Consider the following 20,682-nt stretch of genomic DNA (forward strand, 5'->3'; position numbering starts at 1 on the left):
GTTTCGCCCCCCGTCGGGACGATACACCAGGACGGTCACACAGGGACATAGTTCCGATACAGACTGTGACGACCAAGAGCGATGTACGAATCCGCGCGGCTCAGTCCGCGACGGCGACGACGTGCTCGAGGGGTTCACCGGCCGCCCAGCGGTGCAACTGCGCGCGCAGGAGGCGCTCCGCCCTTGGCGGGAAAGCCGTGGTAGGTCCGCCGACGTGCGGGCTGATCAGCACGCCCGGAGCCTGCCAGAGCGGGTGGCCGGCGGGCAGCGGTTCGGGGTCGGTGACGTCGAGCGCCGCCCGCAGCCGGCCCGCCGACAACTCGGCCAGCAGGGCCCCGGTGTCCACCACTCCCCCGCGTCCGACGTTGACCAGCAGCGCGCCGTCCGGCATCCGGGCCAGGAAGTCGGCTCCGGCCAGGCCGCGGGTCTCCTCGGTGAACGGGGTGCACAGGATCACGACGTCGGCGCGCGGCAGCAGTTCGGGCAGCTGGGTGAGGGCGTGCACCGGCCCGCGCGCCGTCGTACGCGCCGAACGTGCCACCCGCAGCACCTCCGTCACCTCGAACGGGACGAGCCGTTCCTCGACGGCGGCACCGATCCCGCCGTAGCCGACGATCAGCACCACGCGGTCCGCGAGCGCCGGGCGCACGCTCGGGCGCCAACTGCCCGACGGCTGCGCCCGTACGAACTCGGGGATGCCGCGCAGGGAGGCGAGGATGAGGGCGAGTGCCAGTTCGGCCGTGCTGGTGTCGTGGACACCGCGTGCGTTGCACAGCTGAGTCCCGGTGGGCAGATCGGGGAGGGCCGGGGTGACGTGGTCGACGCCCGCCGTGAGAGTCTGCACCACTCGCAGACCCGTCATGTGCCGCAGCGGGCGTACGGCGACTGTGGGCCCCTTCATGTACGGCGTGACGTAGAAGGCGCAGCGCGCCGGGTCCGCGGGGAAGTCCGCGCCGCCGTCCCAGTGGCGGTAGGTCAGCGATCCGGGCAGATCCTCGATCCCGCCGGGCGGGAAAGGGAGCCAGACCTCGTCGGCGGACGGTACGGAGACGTGCGGACGCGGGGAGACGGAAGCCATGGCCAGAGGCTATGCGAAGGGTGTCGGAGGCACCCGCTAGGTTGGGGCCGTCAGGAGGGGGTTCATCCACGTGGAGCGCAGGACTGTCGGTGCGGCGGCTCTCGAGGTGGGCGCGATCGGCCTCGGCTGCATGCCGATGAGCTGGGCGTACGCCGCCTCCGAGCAGGACGGCGAGGGCTCCCTGCGCACGGTGCACGCGGCACTGGACCGCGGCTGCACGCTGCTCGACACCGCCGACATGTACGGGCCGTTCACCAACGAACTGCTGATCGGCCGGGTGCTCAGGGAGCGCCGCGGCGACGCCTTCGTCGCCACGAAGGGCGGCCTCGTCGCGGGCGAGCAGCACCTCGTGGCCAACGGGCGGCCGGGCTACGTGAAACGCGCGTGCGACGCCTCGCTGCGGCGGCTCCAGACCGAGGTGATCGACCTCTACCAACTGCACCGCCCCGATCCCGAGGTGCCGATCGAGGAGACCTGGGGAGCGATGGGCGAGCTGGTCGCCGCCGGGAAGGTGCGGGCGCTCGGGCTGTGCGCCATGGGCGCGCGCGCCGACCGCCGCGCCGCCGACCGCCGTACCGGCAGCCGGGGCGGCCGAGGCGGGAGCGGAGGCGGCGGCACCTCCGGCGGCTCGGCGCTGTACGGGCCGACGCTGCGCCGACTGGCCAGAGTCCAGCAGGTCTTCCCGGTGAGCAGTGTGCAGGCCGAGCTGTCCGTGTGGTCCCGCGAGGCGCTGGAGGGGCTGCTGCCCTGGTGCGAGGCGCGCGGCGTGGGTCTCCTGGCGGCGATGCCGCTGGGGAACGGCTACCTGACCGGCACCCTGACGCCGGGCAGCGGCTTCGAGCAGGAGGACGTCCGGGCCCGGCACCCCCGCTTCACGGCCGAGATGATGGCCGCCAACCAGCCGATCGTGGCCGGGCTGCGCCGGATAGCCGGGCGGCACGGGGACGCTACCCCGGCACAGGTCGCGCTGGCCTGGCTGCTGGCGCAGGGGCGGCACGTGGTGCCGGTGCCGGGAGCGAAGAAGGCACGCTGGGCGGCGCAGAACGCGGCGGCGACGGATCTGGTGCTCAGCGCCGAGGACCTCGCGGAGATCTCGGCCCTGCCCCGGGCACAGGAATCCTGGGACAGCCCTTAGCGCCGCGTCGGCCGAAAGCCCGGGCAGCCCATGGCGAGGGGCCTCCCCGGCCGCAGCGCCGAGGGCGGCGGACGCACCGCACCAGGACGCCTCGCCACGGGACGGCCTCGCCCGACGCGGCATCAGGTTCTGTCCGTCCCCGCCCGGTCCGTGCCCGGCCGGGGAGAGAGGCGCCCGGCACGATCATGTGACCACTACCCTGTGACGATGCAACGCGACACAGACGTACCCCGGAGCCCCGCCCAGTCCGCGGACCAGGACCAGGACCAGGACCAGGTGAACGACTACGACAGAATCGCCAGGGCGTACTCGGCGGAGAACGAGGACAGCCTCGTGAACGCGTACTACGAGCGGCCCGCGATGCTGAATCTCGCCGGTGAGGTGTCCGGCCGCCGGATTCTGGACGCCGGCTGCGGCTCGGGTCCCCTGTCCGCTGCGCTCCGCGACCGCGGTGCCCTCGTCACCGGCATCGACGCCAGCGCCGGCATGCTGGCGCTGGCCAGGCGGCGGCTCGGCGACGACGCGGCCCTGCACCAAGCCGACCTCGGCGGCCCGCTGCCGTTCGGCGACGGGGAGTTCGACGACGTGGTCGCGTCGCTGGTACTGCACTACCTGGAGGACTGGGGGCCGGCGCTGGCGGAGTTGCGGCGGGTGCTCAGGCCCGGCGGCCGGCTGATCGCGTCGGTGGACCACCCCTTCGTGGCCTACACGATCCACGAGCCCCGGCCGGACTACTTCGCGACCACCAGCTACAGCTTCGACTGGATGTTGAACGGGCAGACCGTCCCGATGAGGTTCTGGCGCAAGTCGTTGCACGCGATGACCGGCGCCTTCGCCGCGGCCGGCTTCCGGCTCTCCGCCCTCAGCGAACCGCGCCCCGACCCGGCCGCCCGCGAGCTGTTCCCCGACGGCTTCCGCGACCTGTCGGCCAAACCCTGCTTCCTCTTCTTCGTCGTCGAGGTGCCGCCGTCTGCCGGCTCGCACGTCTGACCCCGGGTGCCCGCCCCGCCGCGTACCGTGGCGGATGTGATGTCCTGGGCAGGACGATCACCCGGCGGGTGGTCCGCCGGTGATCCGCGTATTTCGGGAGGCGCTGAACGTGCGTAGGCATCCGCTGTCCGGAGGGCGGGCCAGGGCGGCCGTGGCCGTGCTCGCCGCCGGCGCCCTCTTCACGGCCGGCTGTTCGTCCGACGGGGGTTCGTCCGGCGAGGACCGCGGCGGCTCCCCGGGCAAGAGCGGCCCGTCCTCGCCGAAGAAGCCTTCCGCGAGCCCCTCCGGCAGCGCGAGCGCCCCGCCCGCGAAGGGGTCGGTGAAGGTGGAGCGGACGGTGGCCACGGGGCTCAAGACCCCCTGGGGGCTGGCTGCCCTGCCCGACGGCGATCTGCTCGTCTCCTCTCGCGACAGCGGCACGGTCCTCCGGGTCGACGAGCGGACCGGCAAGAAGACGGAGCTGGGCGCCGTACCCGGAGTCGCTCCCGGCGGCGAGGGCGGGCTGTTGGGGATCGCGGTGCCGCCTGGAGACGCCGGGATGGTCTACGCCTACCTGACCACGGCCTCGGACAACCGCATCGTGCGCATGCTCTACGACGAGAAGAAGGAACCGGGGAACCAGCTCGGCGCCCCCGACACCCTCCTCAAGGGCATCCCCAAGGGCCAGATCCACAACGGCGGGCGCATCGCCTTCGGCCCGGACAAGATGCTCTACGCGGGCACGGGCGAGGCCGGGGACCGCGCGCAGTCGCAGGACAAGGAGTCGCTGGGCGGCAAGATCCTGCGCATGACCCCCGACGGAGACCCGCCCGGCCGCGGCAACCCCGAGTCGGACTCGGTCTTCTACAGCTACGGCCACCGCAACGTGCAGGGCCTGGCCTGGGACAAGGACGAGCGGCTGTGGGCCTCCGAGTTCGGCCAGGACACCTGGGACGAACTGAACCTCATCGAGCCGGGCAAGAACTACGGCTGGCCCGAGGCGGAGGGCCGCACCGAGGACGAGGGGAGCTACACCGACCCGGTCGAGGAGTGGCGGACGAAGGACGCCTCACCGAGCGGCATCGCCGTCGCCAAGGGCTCGGTCTGGCTCGCCTCGCTGCGCGGCGAGCGGCTGTGGCGGGTCCCGCTGGCGGGCGCCGAGCCGGTGGCCGAGCCCGAGTCGTTCCTCAAGGGCAAGTACGGGCGGCTGCGCGCGGTGGCCTCGGACGGCGGCGACGGACTGTGGGTGCTCACCAGCGAGACGGACTCACGGGGCACACCGGAGAAGGGCGATGACCGTATCCTGAAGCTGAAGGTGAGCTGACCGAAGCGGACCGGCCGCGCGGGCTCGCCGCCGGAGCTGCCCTCCGTACGCCCGTGTCGTGCGGCGGCCGCTCCGCACCTGTCCCGCAAGGCGGGAAGGGGAGGGGCATCATGCTCGGAATGGCCGAGGAACTGTTTACCCCCGGAGCCCAGCACGCCGAGGACGAGCGGCAGCGGCTGGAGCACACCCGCGTGGTCGAGGGCGACCACGGGCCGGGCTGCGGGCCCGTGGATCTGCAGTCGGGCCGGATAGTGGTCCTCGCTCCGGAGGAGGCGGTGCTCCCGCCCAGGCCGCGCGTCGAGGAGTCGGCGGAGGAGGACGGGGCGGACACCTCCGTCTGACGGGCGGGCGCCTCCGCTCCCGCCCGCTCCCGCGGTCAGCCGCCGGCCACCGCGCCCGTCACCAGCCGCAGGCGGTGCGCCATCGCCGCCGCCTCGCCGCGGCCCGCCACACCCAGCTTGGTCAGGATGTTCGACACGTGCACGCTGGCGGTCTTCGGTGAGATGAACAACTGCTCGGCTATCTGGCGGTTCGTACGCCCGGCCGCCACCAGCTCCAGGACGCCGCGCTCCCGGGCGGTGAGGCCGAACGACGCCGCCGGCCCGGCGGGCTCGGCCGCCGTGCTCCCCCGTCCCGGCCCGCCCTCGCCTGCGGCACGCAGGTCGATCCGCGCCCGCCCGGCGAGCCGCTCGACCTCCTCCCGCAGTGGCAGCGCCTCCAGCTCCGCGGCCACCGTGTACGCGGCGACCAGCAGTTCGGCGGCCCGGGCCCGGGGGTCCGGCTCCGGTGCGCCGACGGCGGCCACCGGCGCGGCCCCCGGCCCGGTGCCGGAAAGCAGCGCCTCCGCCCAGCGGTGCCGGGCCTGCGCCAGTTGGTAGGGCCGCTCCAGCGGCTCGAAGGCCGCGGCGGCCTCCGCCCACTTCGCCGCGTCGGACGCGCCCTCCGCACGGGTCAGTTCGGCGGTGACCAGCCGCGCGTACGCCTCCCACACGGGGGCGGGGTGCGCCAGGGTGCGGGCCACCCGGCGGATGTCGGCCAGGGTCTCGGCCCGCCCCGGCTCCGCCGAGGGGAGGCCCCGTGCATCGGATTCGTTGCTGGCCGCCGTGAACAGCAGCGGCCACACGTGCTGGTGCATGCCGTCGCCGATCTTCTGGCGCAGCACGCCGGCCAGCTCCGCGCGCGCCTCGGCGTAGTCGCCTCTGCGCGCCGCGAGGACGGTGGCGAAGTGCCGCAGCCGGATCTCCGTCTGCGGCTGCCGCCGCTGGGCCAGCAGCTCCCGCCCCCTGGCGTGCGCTGCCTCCAGCGCGGCGAAGTCGCCCTGGTCCAGCGCCAGCTGGCCGGCTACCAGGTCCTGCCAGCCGCGGGTGGTGGGCCAGACCGCGAGGCGGCGGGCGCCCTCCAGCACCTCGGCGGCCTCCTTCCAGCGCCCCATCGACCGCAGCGCGGACGCCTGGTTCCCCATCGCGAACGACTGCTGGTCCCGCCTGCCGTGCTCCTGCGCCGCCCGCGCACCCCGCACGGCCTCCTCGACGGCCTCGGCCGAGCGGCCGACCAGGTCCAGTTCGGCGGCGAGATTGATTCCGGCGCGGCCCACCTGGACGGAGGCGCCCAGTTCCTGGGCACGATCGCGGGCCGTACGGATCTCGGCCAGACCGCCTTCCACATCCCCCGAGTGCACCATGAGCACGCCCAGCGTGATCCGGGCGGCGATCTCGGTCTGCCGCGCGCCCACGACCCGGGCCAGCTCGGCCGCGCGCATCGCCGTGGACAGGGCGTCCGCCCCCGGAGCGTGCAGCATGCCCCAGCCGGCGACGGCGGTCAGCACCTCCGCGTGCACGGCCGACGGCGGGAGACCGCGGACCAGCTGCTGCGCCCGGGCTATCTCGTCCCAGCCGTCGCCGCGCCCCAGCGCGTCCATCCCCAGGGAGCGCTGCACCCAGAACCACGCGGCGCGCAGCGCGTCCCGCCTCTCGTCCAGCATCGTCAGCGCGCGCTTGGCGACGGCGAGCGCGCGCTCCATCTCGCCCCCTCGCCGGGCCGCGACGACCGTCTCGGCGAGCAGGTCCATGAAGCGCAGCGACTGCGCCTGCGGCTCGGCCGCGCACGCCGGATAGGCCTCGGCGTCGTCGATGGGCCGCACCTGCGCGCGGATGTCCTCCGGGACGTCGTCCCACAGCTCGATGGCGCGCTCCAGCAGCGCGTGCTGCTCCGCGTACGCGTGCTGGGCGCGGGCTTCGACGGACGCGGCGAGCAGGGCGGGCAGCGCCTTGGCGGCGTCCCGGCCGCGGACCCAGTGGTGTGCCAGCCGCGTCGCCCGCATCTCCGCGGGCACCAGGCCGGGATCGGCCTCCAGCGCCTGCGCGTATCGGCGGCTCAGCCGGGCGCCCTCGCCGGGCAGCAGGTCGTCGCCGACGGCCTCGCGCAGCAGCGCGTGCCGGAAGCGGTAGCCCCCGTCGTTCCCGAGGTCTTCGACGGGCAGCAGGACGTTGGCTCCCACAGCGGCGCGCAGGGCTTCGAGCAGTTCCTCCTCGGGCAGGTCGCACACCGCCGCCAGCAGGGTGTGCTCGACCGTGGAGCCGCCCTGGGCGGCGATCCGCACCACGTGCTGTGCCTGCTCGGGCAGCGCCTCGATCCGGACCAGCAGCAGATCCCGCAGGGAGTCGCTGATGCCGCAGGTGCCGCAGCTCTCCGTCAGCTCCTCGACGAAGAACGGATTGCCGTCCGTGCGCGCGAAGACCGTCTCGACCAGCTCGGTTTCGGGCTCGGCCACGCCCTGGATACCGGCGATCTGCTCCCGCACCTCCCCCCGGCTGAGCCGGGGCAGTTCGACGCGGCGGACGGTACGCAACCGGTCGTGCTCGGCGAGGAAGGGGCGCAGCGGATGGCGCCGGTGGATGTCGTCCGCGCGGTACGTCGCGATCAGGACGAGGCGGCAGGACTGGAGCGAACGGTAGAGATAGCCGAGCAGCTCACGCGTGGAGCGGTCGGCCCAGTGCAGGTCCTCGATCGCCAGGACCAGGGTGCGCTCACCGGCCAGCCGCTCCAGCAGCTGCGCGGTCAGCTCGAAGAACCGGGCCCGGCCGTCCTCGTCGCCGTAGGTCTCGCGGTAGGCGGGGGCGGCGGCCGACTGCGGCGTCGCCAGGTCCGGCAGCAGCCGGGCGAGTTCCGCCTCGCGGCCACCCGCCGCCGCCGTCAGCTCCGCGCTGCCGAGCGAGCGGTGCAGGGAGCGCAGCGCCGTGGCGAAGGGGGCGAACGGCAGGCCGTCCGCCCCCAGCTCCAGACAGCCGCCGAGCGCGGTGACGGCGCCGCTTGCGCGCGCGTGGGCGAGGAACTCCTCCAGGAGGCGGGTCTTGCCGACGCCCGCCTCGCCACCGACGAGCAGCGCCTGCGGCTCGCCCGCCCCGGCGCGGGCGAGCGCCTCGGTGAGCGCGGCGAACTCCTCTCGGCGACCTACGAAGACGGGGCTGACGGCTGTGTTGTTCTCCACGCCGTCCAGCATGACACTCGCCACCGACATCTCGGCAGGTCCTGGGCTGACCGGCATCGCCGGCCGCCTACGCGACCCTGGTCCGCCGGATGACGTGCCGCCTCACCCGCCCCTCGTGCTCCTTGCCGGTCCGGCGCGGCAGACGGCCCGCGACGGCGAACCGGGCGCGGCGCTCCTCGGCGGCGTCGCGGTAGAGGTCTTCGATCCTCAGCAGCTGTGCCTGGTACTGGGACTCGAACATCGTGTGCGCTCCTCGGGAACTTCGTGGGGTCCATCTCGTTGATGGCTCCACTCTCTTCTCCCGGAGGGGTCCGCCACATCGGGCGTCTGCCCAGTGTCGGCGGCGGGCGGGGCCTTAGCCGGCCGGGCGGGATGCCTTAGGCCCGGGCCCGGGGCGCGGCGGACGGGGCGCAGGGGGCGGTGAGGTACTTACGCGGCCTCGCCGCCGCGGCGCACGGCCTCAGGTGGCCGCCCCGTCCGCACCGTCCGCCGCCTCCGGGGCCCGCAGCAGCGCTTGCGTCAGCTCCGCCCGCAGCCGGGCGGCGTCCTTGCGCAGTACGGCGGGTACCTCGCGGTTCCAGCCGGCGGCCAGCTGCTCCAGCGCGGACGCCAGTTCGCGCCGCACCCGCCGCCGCGCGAGCAGGAGCGCCGGCGCTGCCAGCGGCCGGGCCCACGCGCGCCCCCGTACGGAGAGCGAGCAGGTCAGCTCCATGCGGCCGGAAGCCGTCCGCCGGGGCGTGACACGGATGACGGCACGGGCCAGCCGGTGGTCGACAGCGCACGTGACGGGCGCCGGGCCGCCCCGTACGCCGCGTCGCCGGTCGGCCGCGGCCCACCAGGCCGCGAGGTCCACCCGGAGCGTCCCGGTGGCGCGCCGCAGGGCCGATGCCCGGCCCGGAGCGGTGAGGTCCCCGTCGATCCGGAGTGTGCCGGGGCGCCGTGCGCTCACCAGCCGTACGGTCCCGCTGAGCGCCGCGCCGTCGGCGGAACGCAGATCCAGACGTACGGCGGTGGCCGAGGCGCGCTGCCACTCCTCGACCAGGAGCGCTACTCGTGAGCCGTCCGCCTCCGGCTGCGCTTCGTAGCGCGTGCCGGGGCGCGCGGACTCGCCGTGCGCCATCCGCAGGCCCGGGACGACGCGGCCGTCGGGCAGGCGCGGCACTCCGTCGGGCCCGGCCCGTACGGACTCGGCGAGTTCGTGCAGCATCAGGACGTACGCCTCGAACCAGCGGCGCGGCACGGGGACCACGATGAGGCGGTGCCGGAATCGGGCCATGCGGGCATCATCGCGGGCGCCCCGTACGCCGCGCGGCCGGGGGTGCGGGAGCGGTCAGGAGCCGGACGCCGCCTCCGCGCCCTCGCGCTGGGCCGGCATGCCCGCGGCGGCTGCCGCCGGTCCGGCCGCGGCGCCGTCGGCGAGCCCGGACGGCGAAGCGGGCACGGGCTCCCGCGCCGGTTCGATGCTGAAGCGCGGCAGCACCCGCTCCAGCCACCCCGGGAGCCACCAGTTCGCGCCGCCGAGCAGGTGCATCAGCGCGGGCACCAGCAGGGTCCGCAGCACGAAGGCGTCCAGGGCGACGGCCGCGGCGAGCCCGATGCCGAACATCGCGATGATCCGGTCGCCGCTGAGGACGAACGCGCCGAAGACCGCGATCATGATCGCCGCCGCCGAGTTGATCACCCGGCCGGTCTCCGCGAGCCCGACCCGTACGGCGCGGCAGTTGTCCCCGGTCAGCTGCCACTCCTCGTACATGCGGCTCACCAGGAAGACCTGGTAGTCCATCGAGAGCCCGAAGAGCACCGAGATCATGATCACCGGCAGGAAGGGCTCGATCGGCCCGGCGCCCCCCAGGCCGAGCAGGCCGCTGCCCCAGCCCCACTGGAAGACGGCGATCACGACGCCGAAGGACGCCGCCACCGCCATCACGTTCATCAGCGCGGCCTTGACGGGGATGCCGATGCTGCGGAAGGCGAGCAGCAGCAGCGCGGAGCCGAGCGCGACGACCACGCCCAGGAAGAGCGGCAGCTTGCCGAGGATGACCGAGGCGAAGTCGTCGTAGCCGGCGGTGAGCCCGCCCACGTGGACCTCTAGCGGCTTCCCGTCGGTCTGCCGCGGCAGCACCTCGGTGCGCAGCCGCTCCACCAGCTGTGAGGTCTCGGCCGCCTGCGGCGCGCTCTCGGGGACGACGCTGATGACCCCGGTGTCGCCGCTGCCGTTGAGCGTCGCGCCGGTGACCTCGGCCACGCCCTCGGTGGCCCGCAGGTGGTCTGGGAGTTCGTCGAAGGCGAGCTTGCCCGCCGCACCGTCGATCTCGGCCACCAGGGTCAGCGGCCCGTTGGCGCCCGGCCCGAAGCCCTCGGCCAGCATGTCGTACGCCTGCCGCGTGGTGGCCGACCCAGGGCCGTTGCCCTGGTCGGCGGTGCCCAGTTGGAGGCCGAGCACCGGCAGCGACAGCACCACCATGAGGACCGTGGCGACGGCGCCCAGCAGCTTGGGGTGCCGTTCCACCAGTGCGGCCCAGCGGGCGGCCGGGCCGGTACCGCCTTCCGGGTCCACCGGCCCGTCCGCCGCCAGCCGCGCGCGCTCCCGTCGGCTGAGCGCCTTGTCGCCGATCACGCCGAGCAGGGCAGGCAGCAGGGTCACCGAGGCCAGCACCGCCAGCACCACGGTCAGCGAGGCGGCGACCGCGACGCCGTTGAGGAAGTCGAGCCGCAGCACCAGCATCCCCAGCAGGGCGATGCACACGGTCACCCCGGCGAACACCACGGCCCGGCCCGCCGAGGCGACGGCCTGTTCGGCGGCGACGGGCACCGGGAGCCCCTGCTTCAGGCCGCGCCGGTGCCGGGTGACGATGAACAGCGCGTAGTCGATGCCGACGCCCAGTCCGATCAGGGTGCCGAGCATGGGCGCGAAGTCGGCCAGCGTCATCAGGTGGCCGAGCAGCCCTATCCCCAGATAGGCCGTCCCCACGCTGACCAGCGCGGTGATGAGCGGCAGCAGCATCGCGGCCAGCGAGCCGAACGCGAGGAGCAGCACGACGGCCGCGGCGCCGACCCCGATCAGCTCGCTCAGGTGCGAGGTGGCTCCTTCGGTGGAGGCGATCCCCGGACCGCCCAGCGCCACGTCCAGGCCCGGCACGTCGTCGGCGGCGGCCCGCGCCTCGTGCACGACGGCGTCCACCCGGCTCTGCTCCAGGTCCTCGGTGGGTGCCTCGAAGTGCACGGTGGCGTACGCGGTGCGGCCGTCGGCGCTGATCCGGTCGCCCGTCTCGGCACGGCCCGCCCCGTCCGCCCGGTCCGCCCGGTCCGCCCGGTCCGCCCCACCGGATGCTCCCGGACCGCCCGCGCTCTCGGCGGCGGCGTCCGGTCCGTAGGGGCCGGTGACCTCTGCGACGCCCGGCAGCGCGGCGATGCCGGTGAGCGCCTGGCTCATCCGCGCCTCGACCTCGGCGCCGCGCACCCCCGCGTCCGTGCCGTCCGCCCGCCACACGACGGTGTCGCTCTCGCCCGCCTGCCGCGGGAAACCCTCGCCCATCAGCTCACCGGCGCGCGCGGACTCGGTGCCGGAGACGCCGTAGTCGTTCGAGTACGCCGTGCCCGCTACGGCTACGGTGGCTCCCACGCCGATGAGGGCGACGAGCCACAGGATCATGACGACGGGACGGCGGCGCAGACACCACCGGGTGAGTCGGGCCATATGGGAGTTCCCTGCTCGATCTGTAGGTCTTTCAGGGACTACTCACCCTCAAAGAGCACATGCCTGTGTATGTGGCAACGTTTCGCACTCTGACAGTGAACAGAGATCGTTCGGGCATTTCGTGCGTTTCCTCACACGATCGCATCCTCATACCCCGGGCGGCCGTCGCCGTCGCGGCACGGCCCGCACGCCGAAGGGCGGTCCGCCGTCCGGCGGACCGCCCTTCACGCGGCTGGGGAGCAGCTCCCGGTCATTCCCCCGTCATTCGCCGGGAGCGAGCCGCTCCAGAATCAACTCCCGAACGCGCCCCGCGTCCGCCTGGCCGCGGGTGGCCTTCATGACCGCGCCGACCAGGGCGCCCGCCGCGGCGACCTTGCCGCCGCGGATCTTGTCGGCGATGGCGGGGTTGCCCTCGATGGCCTCGTCGACGGCTGTGCCGAGCGCGCCCTCGTCCGAGACGACCTTGAGGCCGCGCTTGTCGACCACCTCGTCCGGGGTGCCCTCCCCGGCCAGGACGCCCTCGATGGTCTGCCGGGCCAGCTTGTCGTTCAGCGAACCCTCGCTGACCAGCTCGGCGAGCCGGGCGACCTGCGCCGCCGTGATGGGCAGGTCGGCCAGTTCGACGCCGTCCTCGTTGGCCCGGCGGGCCAGCTCACCCATCCACCACTTGCGGGCCTGGTCGGCCGGGGCGCCCGCGTCGATCGTGGCGACGATCAGGCCGACCGCGCCCGCGTTGAGCGCGGACTGCATCTCGTGCTCCGAGATGCCCCACTCCTCGCGCAGCCGGTTGCGGCGCAGGCGCGGCAGCTCGGGCAGCGTGGCCCGGAGCTGCTCCACCCACTCGCGGGAAGGGGCGACGGGCACCAGGTCGGGCTCGGGGAAATAGCGGTAGTCCTCCGCCTCCTCCTTGATCCGGCCCGAGGTGGTGGAACCGTCCTCCTCGTGGAAGTGGCGGGTCTCCTGGACGATCGTGCCACCGCCGTCGAGCACGGCGGCGTGCCGCTGGATCTCGAAGCGGGCGGCGCGCTCGACCGAGCGCAGCGAGTTGACGTTCTTGGTCTCCGAGCGGGTGCCGAAGGTGGCGGTGCCGTGCGGACGCAGCGAGAGGTTCACGTCGCAGCGCAGCTGGCCCATCTCCATCCGGGCCTCGGAGACGCCGAGGGCGCGGATGAGTTCGCGCAGCTCGGCGACGTACGCCTTGGCGACCTCGGGCGCCCGCGCGCCCGCGCCCTCGATGGGCTTGGTGACGATCTCGATCAGCGGGATGCCCGCCCGGTTGTAGTCCAGCAGCGAGTGCGAGGCACCGTGGATACGGCCGGTCGCACCGCCGATGTGGGTGGACTTGCCGGTGTCCTCCTCCATGTGGGCCCGCTCGATCTCGACCCGGAAGACCTCGCCGTCCTCAAGCTGCACGTCGAGATAGCCCTCGAACGCGATCGGCTCGTCGTACTGCGAGGTCTGGAAGTTCTTCGGCATGTCCGGGTAGAAGTAGTTCTTCCGCGCGAAGCGGCACCACTGGGCGATCTCGCAGTTGAGCGCGAGGCCGATCCGGATGGCCGACTCGACGCCCGTCGCGTTGACGACGGGCAGCGAGCCGGGCAGGCCGAGGCAGGTGGGGCAGGTCTGGCTGTTCGCGTCGGCGCCCAGGCCGGTCGCGCAGCCGCAGAACATCTTGGTCCTGGTGCCCAGTTCGACGTGGACCTCGAGGCCCATGACGGGGTCGTAGGCGTCGAGCGCGTTCTCGTACGACGCCAGTTCAGTGACGGTCACGGAAAATCTTGCCTCTCAGTCGTCCGCGAGGACATCGTCCGTGTCCAGGCGCCGGATCTCTCGTACGAGCAGGGCGACGCCCGTGACGATCCCGGCGGCTGAGACGGCCACGTCCAGCAGCTGGAGCGTGTCGCCCTCCTCCCGGGCGCGCTTCGCGCGCTTGACGGTGCCCACGACCCCGAAGAGCGAGGTGGCGATGGACACGTACATGCCGGTCTTGGACTTCTTGAAACCCTTGGCCTTTTGCAGCTTTCCACTCATAGTGACGGTGCCTCCTCGAGCAGCGGATGGCCCCAACGTGCCTGGAGGGCGGCCTCGAGAGCCGCACCGACACGGTAGAGCCGGTCATCGGCCATGGCGGGGGCGACGATCTGGAGCCCCACCGGCAGCCCGTCCTCCGGAGCCAGGCCGCAGGGCAGCGACATGGCGGCGTTGCCCGCCAGGTTGGACGGGATGGTGCACAGGTCGGCGAGATACATCGCCATCGGGTCGTCGGCCCGCTCCCCGATCGGGAAGGCCGTGGTGGGCGTGGTCGGCGAGACCAGCACGTCCACGTCCTCGAACGCCTTCTCGAAGTCCCGCGTGATGAGCGTCCGCACCTTCTGCGCGGAGCCGTAGTACGCGTCGTAGTAGCCGGAGCTGAGCGCGTAGGTGCCGAGCATGACGCGCCGCTTCACCTCGTCACCGAAGCCCGCCTCGCGGGTGAGGGCGGTGACCTCCTCCGCGCCGCGGGTGCCGTCGTCGCCGACGCGCAGGCCGTAGCGCATGGCGTCGAAGCGGGCGAGGTTGGAGGAGCACTCGCTCGGGGCGATCAGGTAGTACGCGGCCAGCGCCTTGGTGAAGGAGGGACAGGAGACCTCGACGACCTCCGCGCCCAGCTCCCGGAGCAGGGCGACCGACTCGTCGAACCGCTGCATGACCCCGGCCTGGTAGCCCTCGCCGCGGAACTCCCTGACCACACCGACCCGCAGGCCCCGCACGTCCCCCCGGCGCGCGGCGGCGACCACGTCCGGCACCGGCTGGTCGATGGAGGTGGAGTCCAGCGGGTCGTGCCCGGCGATGACGGAGTGCAGCAGCGCCGCGTCCAGCACCGTACGGGCGCAGGGGCCGCCCTGGTCGAGGGAGGAGGAGAAGGCGACCATGCCGTACCGGGAGACGCCGCCGTACGTCGGCTTGACGCCCACCGTGGCGGTCATGGCGGCGGGCTGGCGGATGGAGCCGCCGGTGTCGGTGCCGATGGCCAGCGGCGCCTCGTAGGCGGCCAGCGCGGCGGAGGAGCCGCCGCCGGAGCCGCCGGGGATGCGGGTGAGGTCCCAGGGGTTGCCCGTCGGGCCGTACGCGCTGTTCTCGGTGGAGGACCCCATGGCGAACTCGTCCATGTTGGTCTTGCCCAGCACGACGACGCCCGCCTCCTTGAGCCGCTTGGTCACCGTCGCGTCGTACGGCGGAATCCAGCCCTCGAGGATCTTGGAGCCGACCGTGGTCGGCACGCCCTCGGTGGTGAAGATGTCCTTCAGCGCGAGCGGCACTCCGGCCAGCGGGCCCAGCTCCTCGCCGCGCGCCCGCTGCTCGTCCACCGCACGGGCCTGGGCGAGGGCTCCCTCGCGGTCCACGTGCAGGAAGGCGTGCACCTTCTCGTCGACGGCCTCGATCCGGGCCAGGTGCGCCTCGGTCACCGCCACCGCGGTCACCTCGCCGGCGGCGATCCCGGCCGCGATCCGGGCGGCGGTCAGTCTGGTCAGGCCGGACGGGCTGGTCAGGTCGATCGGTTCACTCATGGCGGTCACTCCTCCCCCAGGATCTGCGGCACCTTGAAACGCTGCTGCTCCTGGGCCGGGGCGCCGGAGAGCGCCTGCTGGGGGGTCAGGCTCGGTCGGACCTCGTCCGGGCGCATGACGTTGGTCAGCGGCAGCGGATGGGAGGTCGGCGGTACGTCCTCGTCGGCGACATCGGACACGGCTGCGACCGCGCCGATGATGTCGTCGAGCTGACCGGCGAAGTGATCCAGCTCTTCGTCCTTCAGCTCCAGACGCGCCAGCCGTGCGAGGTGGGCGACCTCCTCGCGCGTGATGCCAGGCATGCGATCCTCATGGGTGAATGGGTGAGTAAGGGCGGTTCTTCGGGCTTCGTGCTTCAGGGGCGGTCTTTCCTCGGGGCTTCGGGGTCTCGGAGCCTCTGCGGTCCTCCGGGTTCCCCTGAAGTCCTTCGGGAATCCGGCCCAATCCTATGGGGCCGCCGCCCCCGCCCGCGAAACGGATTCCGCCGGGGCGCTCCGCCGGGCTCCGCGCCCGGCCCCGATGAGCGGCCCCGCGGCCTGCCCCGCCCGTGCAGACCGGTGGGTCTAGTCTCTGTCGTCAAAATGTCGCCTGCTGTGCGGCGTCCGGCCGGACGCCGTCATTTTGACGACAGAGACTAGGTGACCGGCTGGTCCGCGCCCTCCTCGGTGGGGGCCGGGACCGGCGGCACCGCGTCCGGCGGTCCAGGCCGGGGAGCGGCCGGCGGGGCGGGCAGCTGCGCCGCGGGCGGCGCCGGGGAGCGGCCGGCGACCCGGGAGCGGAGCCAGGCGGTGGCCTCCGCGGGCGGCATCGCCGCCGCGACCAGCCAGCCCTGCACCGCGTCGCAGCCCAGGTCCCGCAGCCGCTCCCAGGTCTCGTCGTCCTCCACTCCCTCGGCCACCACCAGCAGCCCCAGCGAGTGCGCGAGGTCGAGGGTGCAGCGGACGATCTCCGCGTCCTCCGCGTCGACCGCGAGGCGGGCGACGAAGGAGCGGTCGATCTTCAGTTCGCTCACCGGCAGCCGCCGCAGGTGCACGAGCGAGGAGTAGCCGGTGCCGAAGTCGTCGAGGGACATCTTCACGCCGTGGCCGGTCAGACCCGCCAGGGTGTCCGCGGCCCGCTGCGGGTCCTCCAGCAGTACGTGCTCGGTGATCTCCAGTTGCAGCGCGCCCGGCGGCACGCCGTGCCGGGCAAGTCGGGCGGCGACCGATCCGGCGAACCCGGGAGAGTGCACGTCGCGGGGCGAGACGTTGACGGCGACCGGCACGGTCAGTCCCTCGGCCCGCCAGCGTGCGACCTGGGCGAGGGCGGTCTCCAGCACGTACTCCGTCAGCCGGGGCATCAGGCCGGAGGTCTCGGCGATGGCGATGAACTCGTCGGGCGGCACCTTGCCCCGCTCCGGGTGCGCCCAGCGCACCAGGGCCTCCAGGCCGGCGACCCGGCCGTCGAAGCCGACCTTGGGCTGGTAGTGCAGCTCCACCTCGCCCGCGTCCAGCGCGCGGCGCAGATCGGCCAGCAGGCCGAGCCGGTCGGGGGTGTTGCTGTCCCGCGCCGCCTCGTAGACCTCCACGCCCGTGCGGTCGCGCTTGGCCTCGTACATCGCGACGTCCGCCCGCTGGAGCAGGCCCTCCGCCTCGGCCGCGTGGTCGGGGAAGACGGCGACGCCCGCGCTCGCCTCCAGGACCAGGGTCAGGCCGTCCAGGTCCAGCGGGGAGCCGAGAGCGGCGACCAGGCTCCGGGCGACGCGCTGCGCGCTCGTGGTCGAGCCGGTGACCGGCAGCAGCACCGCGAACTCGTCGCCGCCCAGCCGGGCCGCCTCGGCTCCGCGCGGCAGCACGTCCCGGAGCCGGTCCGCTATCTGCAGCAGCAGGCGGTCGCCCGCGAGATGGCCCAGCGTGTCGTTCACCGACCGGAAGCGGTCCAGATCGATCAGGAGCAGCGCGGAACGCTCCCCGGCGCGGTCCGCCTCCTCCAGCGCCGCCCAGGCCCGCTCCATCAGCCAGAGCCGGTTGGGCAGCCCGGTGAGCGGGTCGCGCAACGCCTCCTCGGCGCGGGCCCGCGCCATCCACAAGGTGGAGTCGAGGGCGATCAGCGGCACCGCGAAGAGCGGCAGCAGCAGCGGGGTGTCGACCGCGACCACCACGATCAGCGGGGAGATGCCCAGCAGCGCGACGGCGACCAGCGCCTGCCGTACCAGGGCGGTGCGGGCGACGGTGCTCAGCGGGGCGCTGCGGCCCGGGAAGGCGTACCAGAGCAGGGCGCGGGTGAGCAGCAGGTAGGAGCAGGCGGCGACCACGATCTCGGGGAGCGCGGAGAGGCCCCAGGAGGCGGGGTCCCAGGGGCTCTCGACCGAGGCGCGGGTGCCGAAGGCGAGCAGGGTCAGGGCCGAGCCGCCGATGCCCGCGATGTCGATGGCGCAGTGGAGCAGCGCCTGCCGCCAGCGGTGCCGCCGCGCGGCACCCACGAGTAAGACGACGGCGAGCGAGACGAGCACGGCCGCCATCCAGCCGTAGAGCAGCAGGATGGCCAGGGTGAGCGCGGCGCCGGAACCGGTGCCGCTCCACCAGCGGTCCGGGCCCAGCGCCACCAGGTGGCCGACGATGACGCCGGTCAGGATGGCGAAGGACCAGCCGGCCGCGCCGTCGGGGAAGAGCGCGCGCTGCTCGCCCAGGACGCGGTAGGCCACGGTGGCGAGGGCGAGGGTGGCCGCGGCGGCGATCGCCGCGGGCAGGCCGGGCACCCGGAACGACGCCAGCCGCTGGAGCCCGGCCCGGCCCCAGCCGGCCGGCGGCCGGTCCTCGGACCTGCCGCCGTCGGGTGGGCGGCCGGTGCCCCGCTGCCGCTGCGGCGCGGCCCGGGAGACGGCTCCGTTCACCGTTCCGGCCCGTGGGGAAGCCGCTGACGACTGCGGCGTCCCCGGGGAGAATGCAGCGTCAGCACCGCGGGGTTCCTGCATGCCCGTCCCTCTCACCACGTCCGCACCTGACGCCGCCACGACAGGCTCACACTTCAACAGTAGGCCGGGGATTGCCTGCTGGGCAGCGATCGGCCGTGGTTGCCTCAATGCGATCTGGCCTTCACCGGTCATCTGCTATGCGCCGTACGGGTGTCGCGCGCGCTCCCCGCGCCGCGCCGAGGGGCCGTCTCCCGGCCGCCGGTGGCCCCCCGGAACGGGTCCCGGCCCGTCAGAACCGGGCGGACCAGGGCCGTTCGGGGAGGCGCGGAGCTATTCGGGTGGCGCGAGCGCCGCCTCGCGTGCGGCCTCCGGACCTTCCGTCAGGAGCACGGCGAAACCGCCGTCGTCCAGAATTGGCACCTTGTGTTGCACGGCCTTGTCATATTTCGAGCCAGGATTGTCACCCACAACGACAAATCCGGTCTTCTTCGAAACTGACCCGGTCACTTTCGCTCCCAAATTCTGCAGTGCCTCCTTTGCCCCGTCCCGCGTGTGCGACTGGAGAGTCCCGGTCACCACGACGGTCAGGCCCTCCAGCGGGCGCGGACCGGCCTCGCCCTCCGGCCGCTCGTCCTCCATCCGGACCCCGGCCGCCCGCCAGCGCTCGACGATCTCGCGGTGCCAGTCCTCGGCGAACCACGCCTTGAGCGACGCCGCGATCGTCGGCCCCACGCCGTCGGCCGCGGCCAGCTCCGCCTCGTCCGCCTCCGCGATGCGGTCCAGCGAACGGAACTCCCGCGCCAGTGCTTCCGCCGCGACCGGACCCACGTGACGGATCGACAGCCCGGTGAGGATGCGGGCCAGCGGGCGCCGCTTGGCCGCCTGGATGTGCTCCAGCAGGGCCAGGGTGTTCTTCTTGGGCTCGCCCTCCTTGTTGGCGAAGAAGGTGACGATCTTCTTCTCCCCCGTCTCCGGGTCGCGCTTGGGCAGACCGCTGTCCTGGTCCAGCACGTAGGAGCGGATGGGCAGCAGCTGCTCCAGCGTCAGCTCGAAGAGGCCGCTCTCGTCCTTGAGCGGCGGCTCGGCGGGCTCCAGGGGCTGCGTGAGCGCCGCCGCCGCCACGTACCCGAAGTGCTCGATGTCCAGGCACTTGCGGCCGGCCAGGTAGTAGACGCGCTCGCGCAACTGCGCCGGGCAGAACCGGGCGTTGGGGCAGCGCAGGTCGATGTCGCCCTCCTTCATCGGGCGCAGCGCCGTGCCGCAGTCCGGGCACTCGGCGGGCATCGCGAACTCCCGCTCGCTGCCGTCCCGCAGGTCCGCGACGGGACCGAGGATCTCCGGGATGACGTCACCCGCCTTCCGGAGCACCACCGTGTCCCCGATCAGGACGCCCTTGGACTTGACCACCTCCTGGTTGTGCAGGGTGGCGAACTCGACCTCGGAGCCCGCGACCGTCACGGGCTCCACCACCGCGTACGGCGTGACGCGCCCGGTGCGGCCGACGCCGACGCGGATGTCGGTCAGCTTGGTGTTGACCTCCTCGGGCGGGAACTTCCAGGCGATTGCCCAGCGCGGCGCCCGGGAGGTGGAGCCGAGTCTGCCCTGGAGCGGGATCTCGTCGAGCTTGACGACGACGCCGTCGATCTCGTGGGCGACGGAGTGCCGGTTCTCGCCGTAGTAGGCGATGAACTCCCGCACTCCGGCGAGCCCGTCGACCACCCGGACGTACGGGGAGGTGGGCAGGCCCCACTCGCCCAGCAGTTCGTAGGCGTGCGAGAGCCGGTCGAGGTCCAGGCCCTCGCGTGCGCCGATGCCGTGCACCACCATGCGCAGCGGGCGCGTCGCGGTGACCCGCGGGTCCTTCTGGCGCAGCGAGCCGGCCGCCGCGTTACGCGGGTTGGCAAACGGTTTCTCCTCGGCCTCCACCAGCCGCGCGTTCAGCTCCTCGAAGCGTTCCATGGGGAAGAAGACCTCGCCCCGCACCTCGACCAGTGCCGGAATCCGCTCGCCCGTCAGGCGCTCCGGGATGTCCGCGATGGTGCGGACGTTGGGCGTGATGTCCTCGCCCGTACGCCCGTCCCCGCGCGTCGCCGCGCGGGTGAGGCGCCCGTGCTCGTAGGTGAGGTTGACCGCGAGGCCGTCGATCTTCAGCTCGCACAGGAAGTGGTGCTCCTCCACCCCCTCCAGCTCGCGGGCGATCCGGTCGCCCCAGGTCTCCAGCTCCGCGTCGTCGAAGGCGTTGTCCAGCGAGAGCATCCGGTCGCGGTGGGCGACCTCGGTGAACTCCGTCTCGTACTGCCCCGCCACCTTCTGGGTGGGCGAGTCGGGAGTACGCAGCGCGGCGTACTCCTCCTCGAGCGCCTCCAGCGCCCGCAGCAGGCGGTCGAACTCGGCGTCGCTGACGACCGGCGCGTCCTTGACGTAGTACCGGAAGCGGTGCTCCTCGATCTCCTCCGCGAGCTGAGCGTGCTGCTCGCGCTTCTCCGCGGGCACATCCGTGTGCTGTTCGCCAGCCACCGTCTCGTCCTCCCTGGGGTCCGGGGTGAACCGG

At 73.5% G+C, this 20,682-nt stretch carries 15 protein-coding genes; 4 read left to right on the top strand and 11 right to left on the bottom strand.

Translation table 11 applies throughout. The features are described from left to right. Nucleotides 1-100: 100 nt before the first annotated feature. Nucleotides 101-1,078: a 2-hydroxyacid dehydrogenase gene (locus tag H299_RS0130285; protein ID WP_027751499.1), complete on the bottom strand. Its 978-nt coding sequence runs from the start codon at nucleotides 1,076-1,078 to the stop codon at nucleotides 101-103. A gap of 70 nt (nucleotides 1,079-1,148) precedes the next feature. Here H299_RS0130285 and H299_RS0130290 point away from each other — a divergent pair, with 70 nt between their 5' ends. From H299_RS0130290 to H299_RS0130305, 4 genes are all read left to right on the top strand, one after another. Beyond that, nucleotides 1,149-2,213, top strand: a complete 1,065-nt coding sequence (locus tag H299_RS0130290) for an aldo/keto reductase (protein WP_027751500.1) — start codon at nucleotides 1,149-1,151, stop codon at nucleotides 2,211-2,213. Between the two features lie 207 nt (nucleotides 2,214-2,420). Next, a complete protein-coding gene (locus H299_RS0130295; RefSeq protein WP_027751501.1) occupies nucleotides 2,421-3,203 on the top strand; it encodes a class I SAM-dependent methyltransferase in 783 nt (260 codons plus the stop codon). A gap of 124 nt (nucleotides 3,204-3,327) precedes the next feature. Next, nucleotides 3,328-4,506, top strand: coding sequence for a PQQ-dependent sugar dehydrogenase (locus H299_RS0130300; RefSeq protein WP_486587503.1), 1,179 nt, complete (start codon nucleotides 3,328-3,330; stop codon nucleotides 4,504-4,506). 119 nt (nucleotides 4,507-4,625) lie between these two features. Then, entirely contained in the window at nucleotides 4,626-4,847 is a 222-nt protein-coding gene (locus H299_RS0130305; RefSeq protein ID WP_486587491.1) for a DUF6191 domain-containing protein, read from the top strand. Between the two features lie 35 nt (nucleotides 4,848-4,882). On the opposite strand, the gene H299_RS37045 is transcribed toward H299_RS0130305, so the two are convergent. From H299_RS37045 to ligA, 10 genes are all read right to left on the bottom strand, one after another. Beyond that, nucleotides 4,883-8,023, bottom strand: a complete 3,141-nt coding sequence (locus H299_RS37045; RefSeq protein WP_486587492.1) for a helix-turn-helix transcriptional regulator — start codon at nucleotides 8,021-8,023, stop codon at nucleotides 4,883-4,885. Between the two features lie 37 nt (nucleotides 8,024-8,060). Beyond that, nucleotides 8,061-8,234, bottom strand: coding sequence for a hypothetical protein (locus H299_RS39775; protein ID WP_158692412.1), 174 nt, complete (start codon nucleotides 8,232-8,234; stop codon nucleotides 8,061-8,063). 219 nt (nucleotides 8,235-8,453) lie between these two features. Continuing rightward, on the bottom strand, nucleotides 8,454-9,269 hold the full coding sequence (locus H299_RS37050; RefSeq protein WP_051262989.1) for a hypothetical protein: 816 nt from the start codon (nucleotides 9,267-9,269) through the stop codon (nucleotides 8,454-8,456). A 54-nt stretch (nucleotides 9,270-9,323) separates the two neighbouring features. After that, nucleotides 9,324-11,690, bottom strand: coding sequence for an MMPL family transporter (locus tag H299_RS0130325; RefSeq protein WP_027751504.1), 2,367 nt, complete (start codon nucleotides 11,688-11,690; stop codon nucleotides 9,324-9,326). Nucleotides 11,691-11,951: 261 nt separating this feature from the next. Beyond that, entirely contained in the window at nucleotides 11,952-13,460 is a 1,509-nt protein-coding gene (gene gatB / locus H299_RS0130330) for an Asp-tRNA(Asn)/Glu-tRNA(Gln) amidotransferase subunit GatB (protein ID WP_027751505.1), read from the bottom strand. A gap of 15 nt (nucleotides 13,461-13,475) precedes the next feature. Continuing rightward, on the bottom strand, nucleotides 13,476-13,721 hold the full coding sequence (locus tag H299_RS0130335) for a hypothetical protein (RefSeq protein WP_027751506.1): 246 nt from the start codon (nucleotides 13,719-13,721) through the stop codon (nucleotides 13,476-13,478). Continuing rightward, a complete protein-coding gene (gene gatA, locus H299_RS0130340) occupies nucleotides 13,718-15,238 on the bottom strand; it encodes an Asp-tRNA(Asn)/Glu-tRNA(Gln) amidotransferase subunit GatA (RefSeq protein WP_106965897.1) in 1,521 nt (506 codons plus the stop codon). The genes H299_RS0130335 and gatA overlap by 4 nt, the downstream gene beginning before the upstream one ends. A 5-nt stretch (nucleotides 15,239-15,243) precedes the next feature. Further along, on the bottom strand, nucleotides 15,244-15,540 hold the full coding sequence (gene gatC / locus H299_RS0130345) for an Asp-tRNA(Asn)/Glu-tRNA(Gln) amidotransferase subunit GatC (protein ID WP_027751508.1): 297 nt from the start codon (nucleotides 15,538-15,540) through the stop codon (nucleotides 15,244-15,246). A gap of 332 nt (nucleotides 15,541-15,872) precedes the next feature. After that, nucleotides 15,873-18,110: a putative bifunctional diguanylate cyclase/phosphodiesterase gene (locus tag H299_RS37055; RefSeq protein WP_486587493.1), complete on the bottom strand. Its 2,238-nt coding sequence runs from the start codon at nucleotides 18,108-18,110 to the stop codon at nucleotides 15,873-15,875. Nucleotides 18,111-18,461: 351 nt separating this feature from the next. Further along, the gene (gene ligA, locus H299_RS0130355; RefSeq protein WP_027751509.1) at nucleotides 18,462-20,648 is read right to left on the bottom strand and encodes an NAD-dependent DNA ligase LigA; all 2,187 of its coding nucleotides are present in this window, start codon (nucleotides 20,646-20,648) and stop codon (nucleotides 18,462-18,464) included. Nucleotides 20,649-20,682 lie beyond the last annotated feature (34 nt).

It is taken from the genome of Streptomyces sp. CNH287 (genome assembly GCF_000424825.1).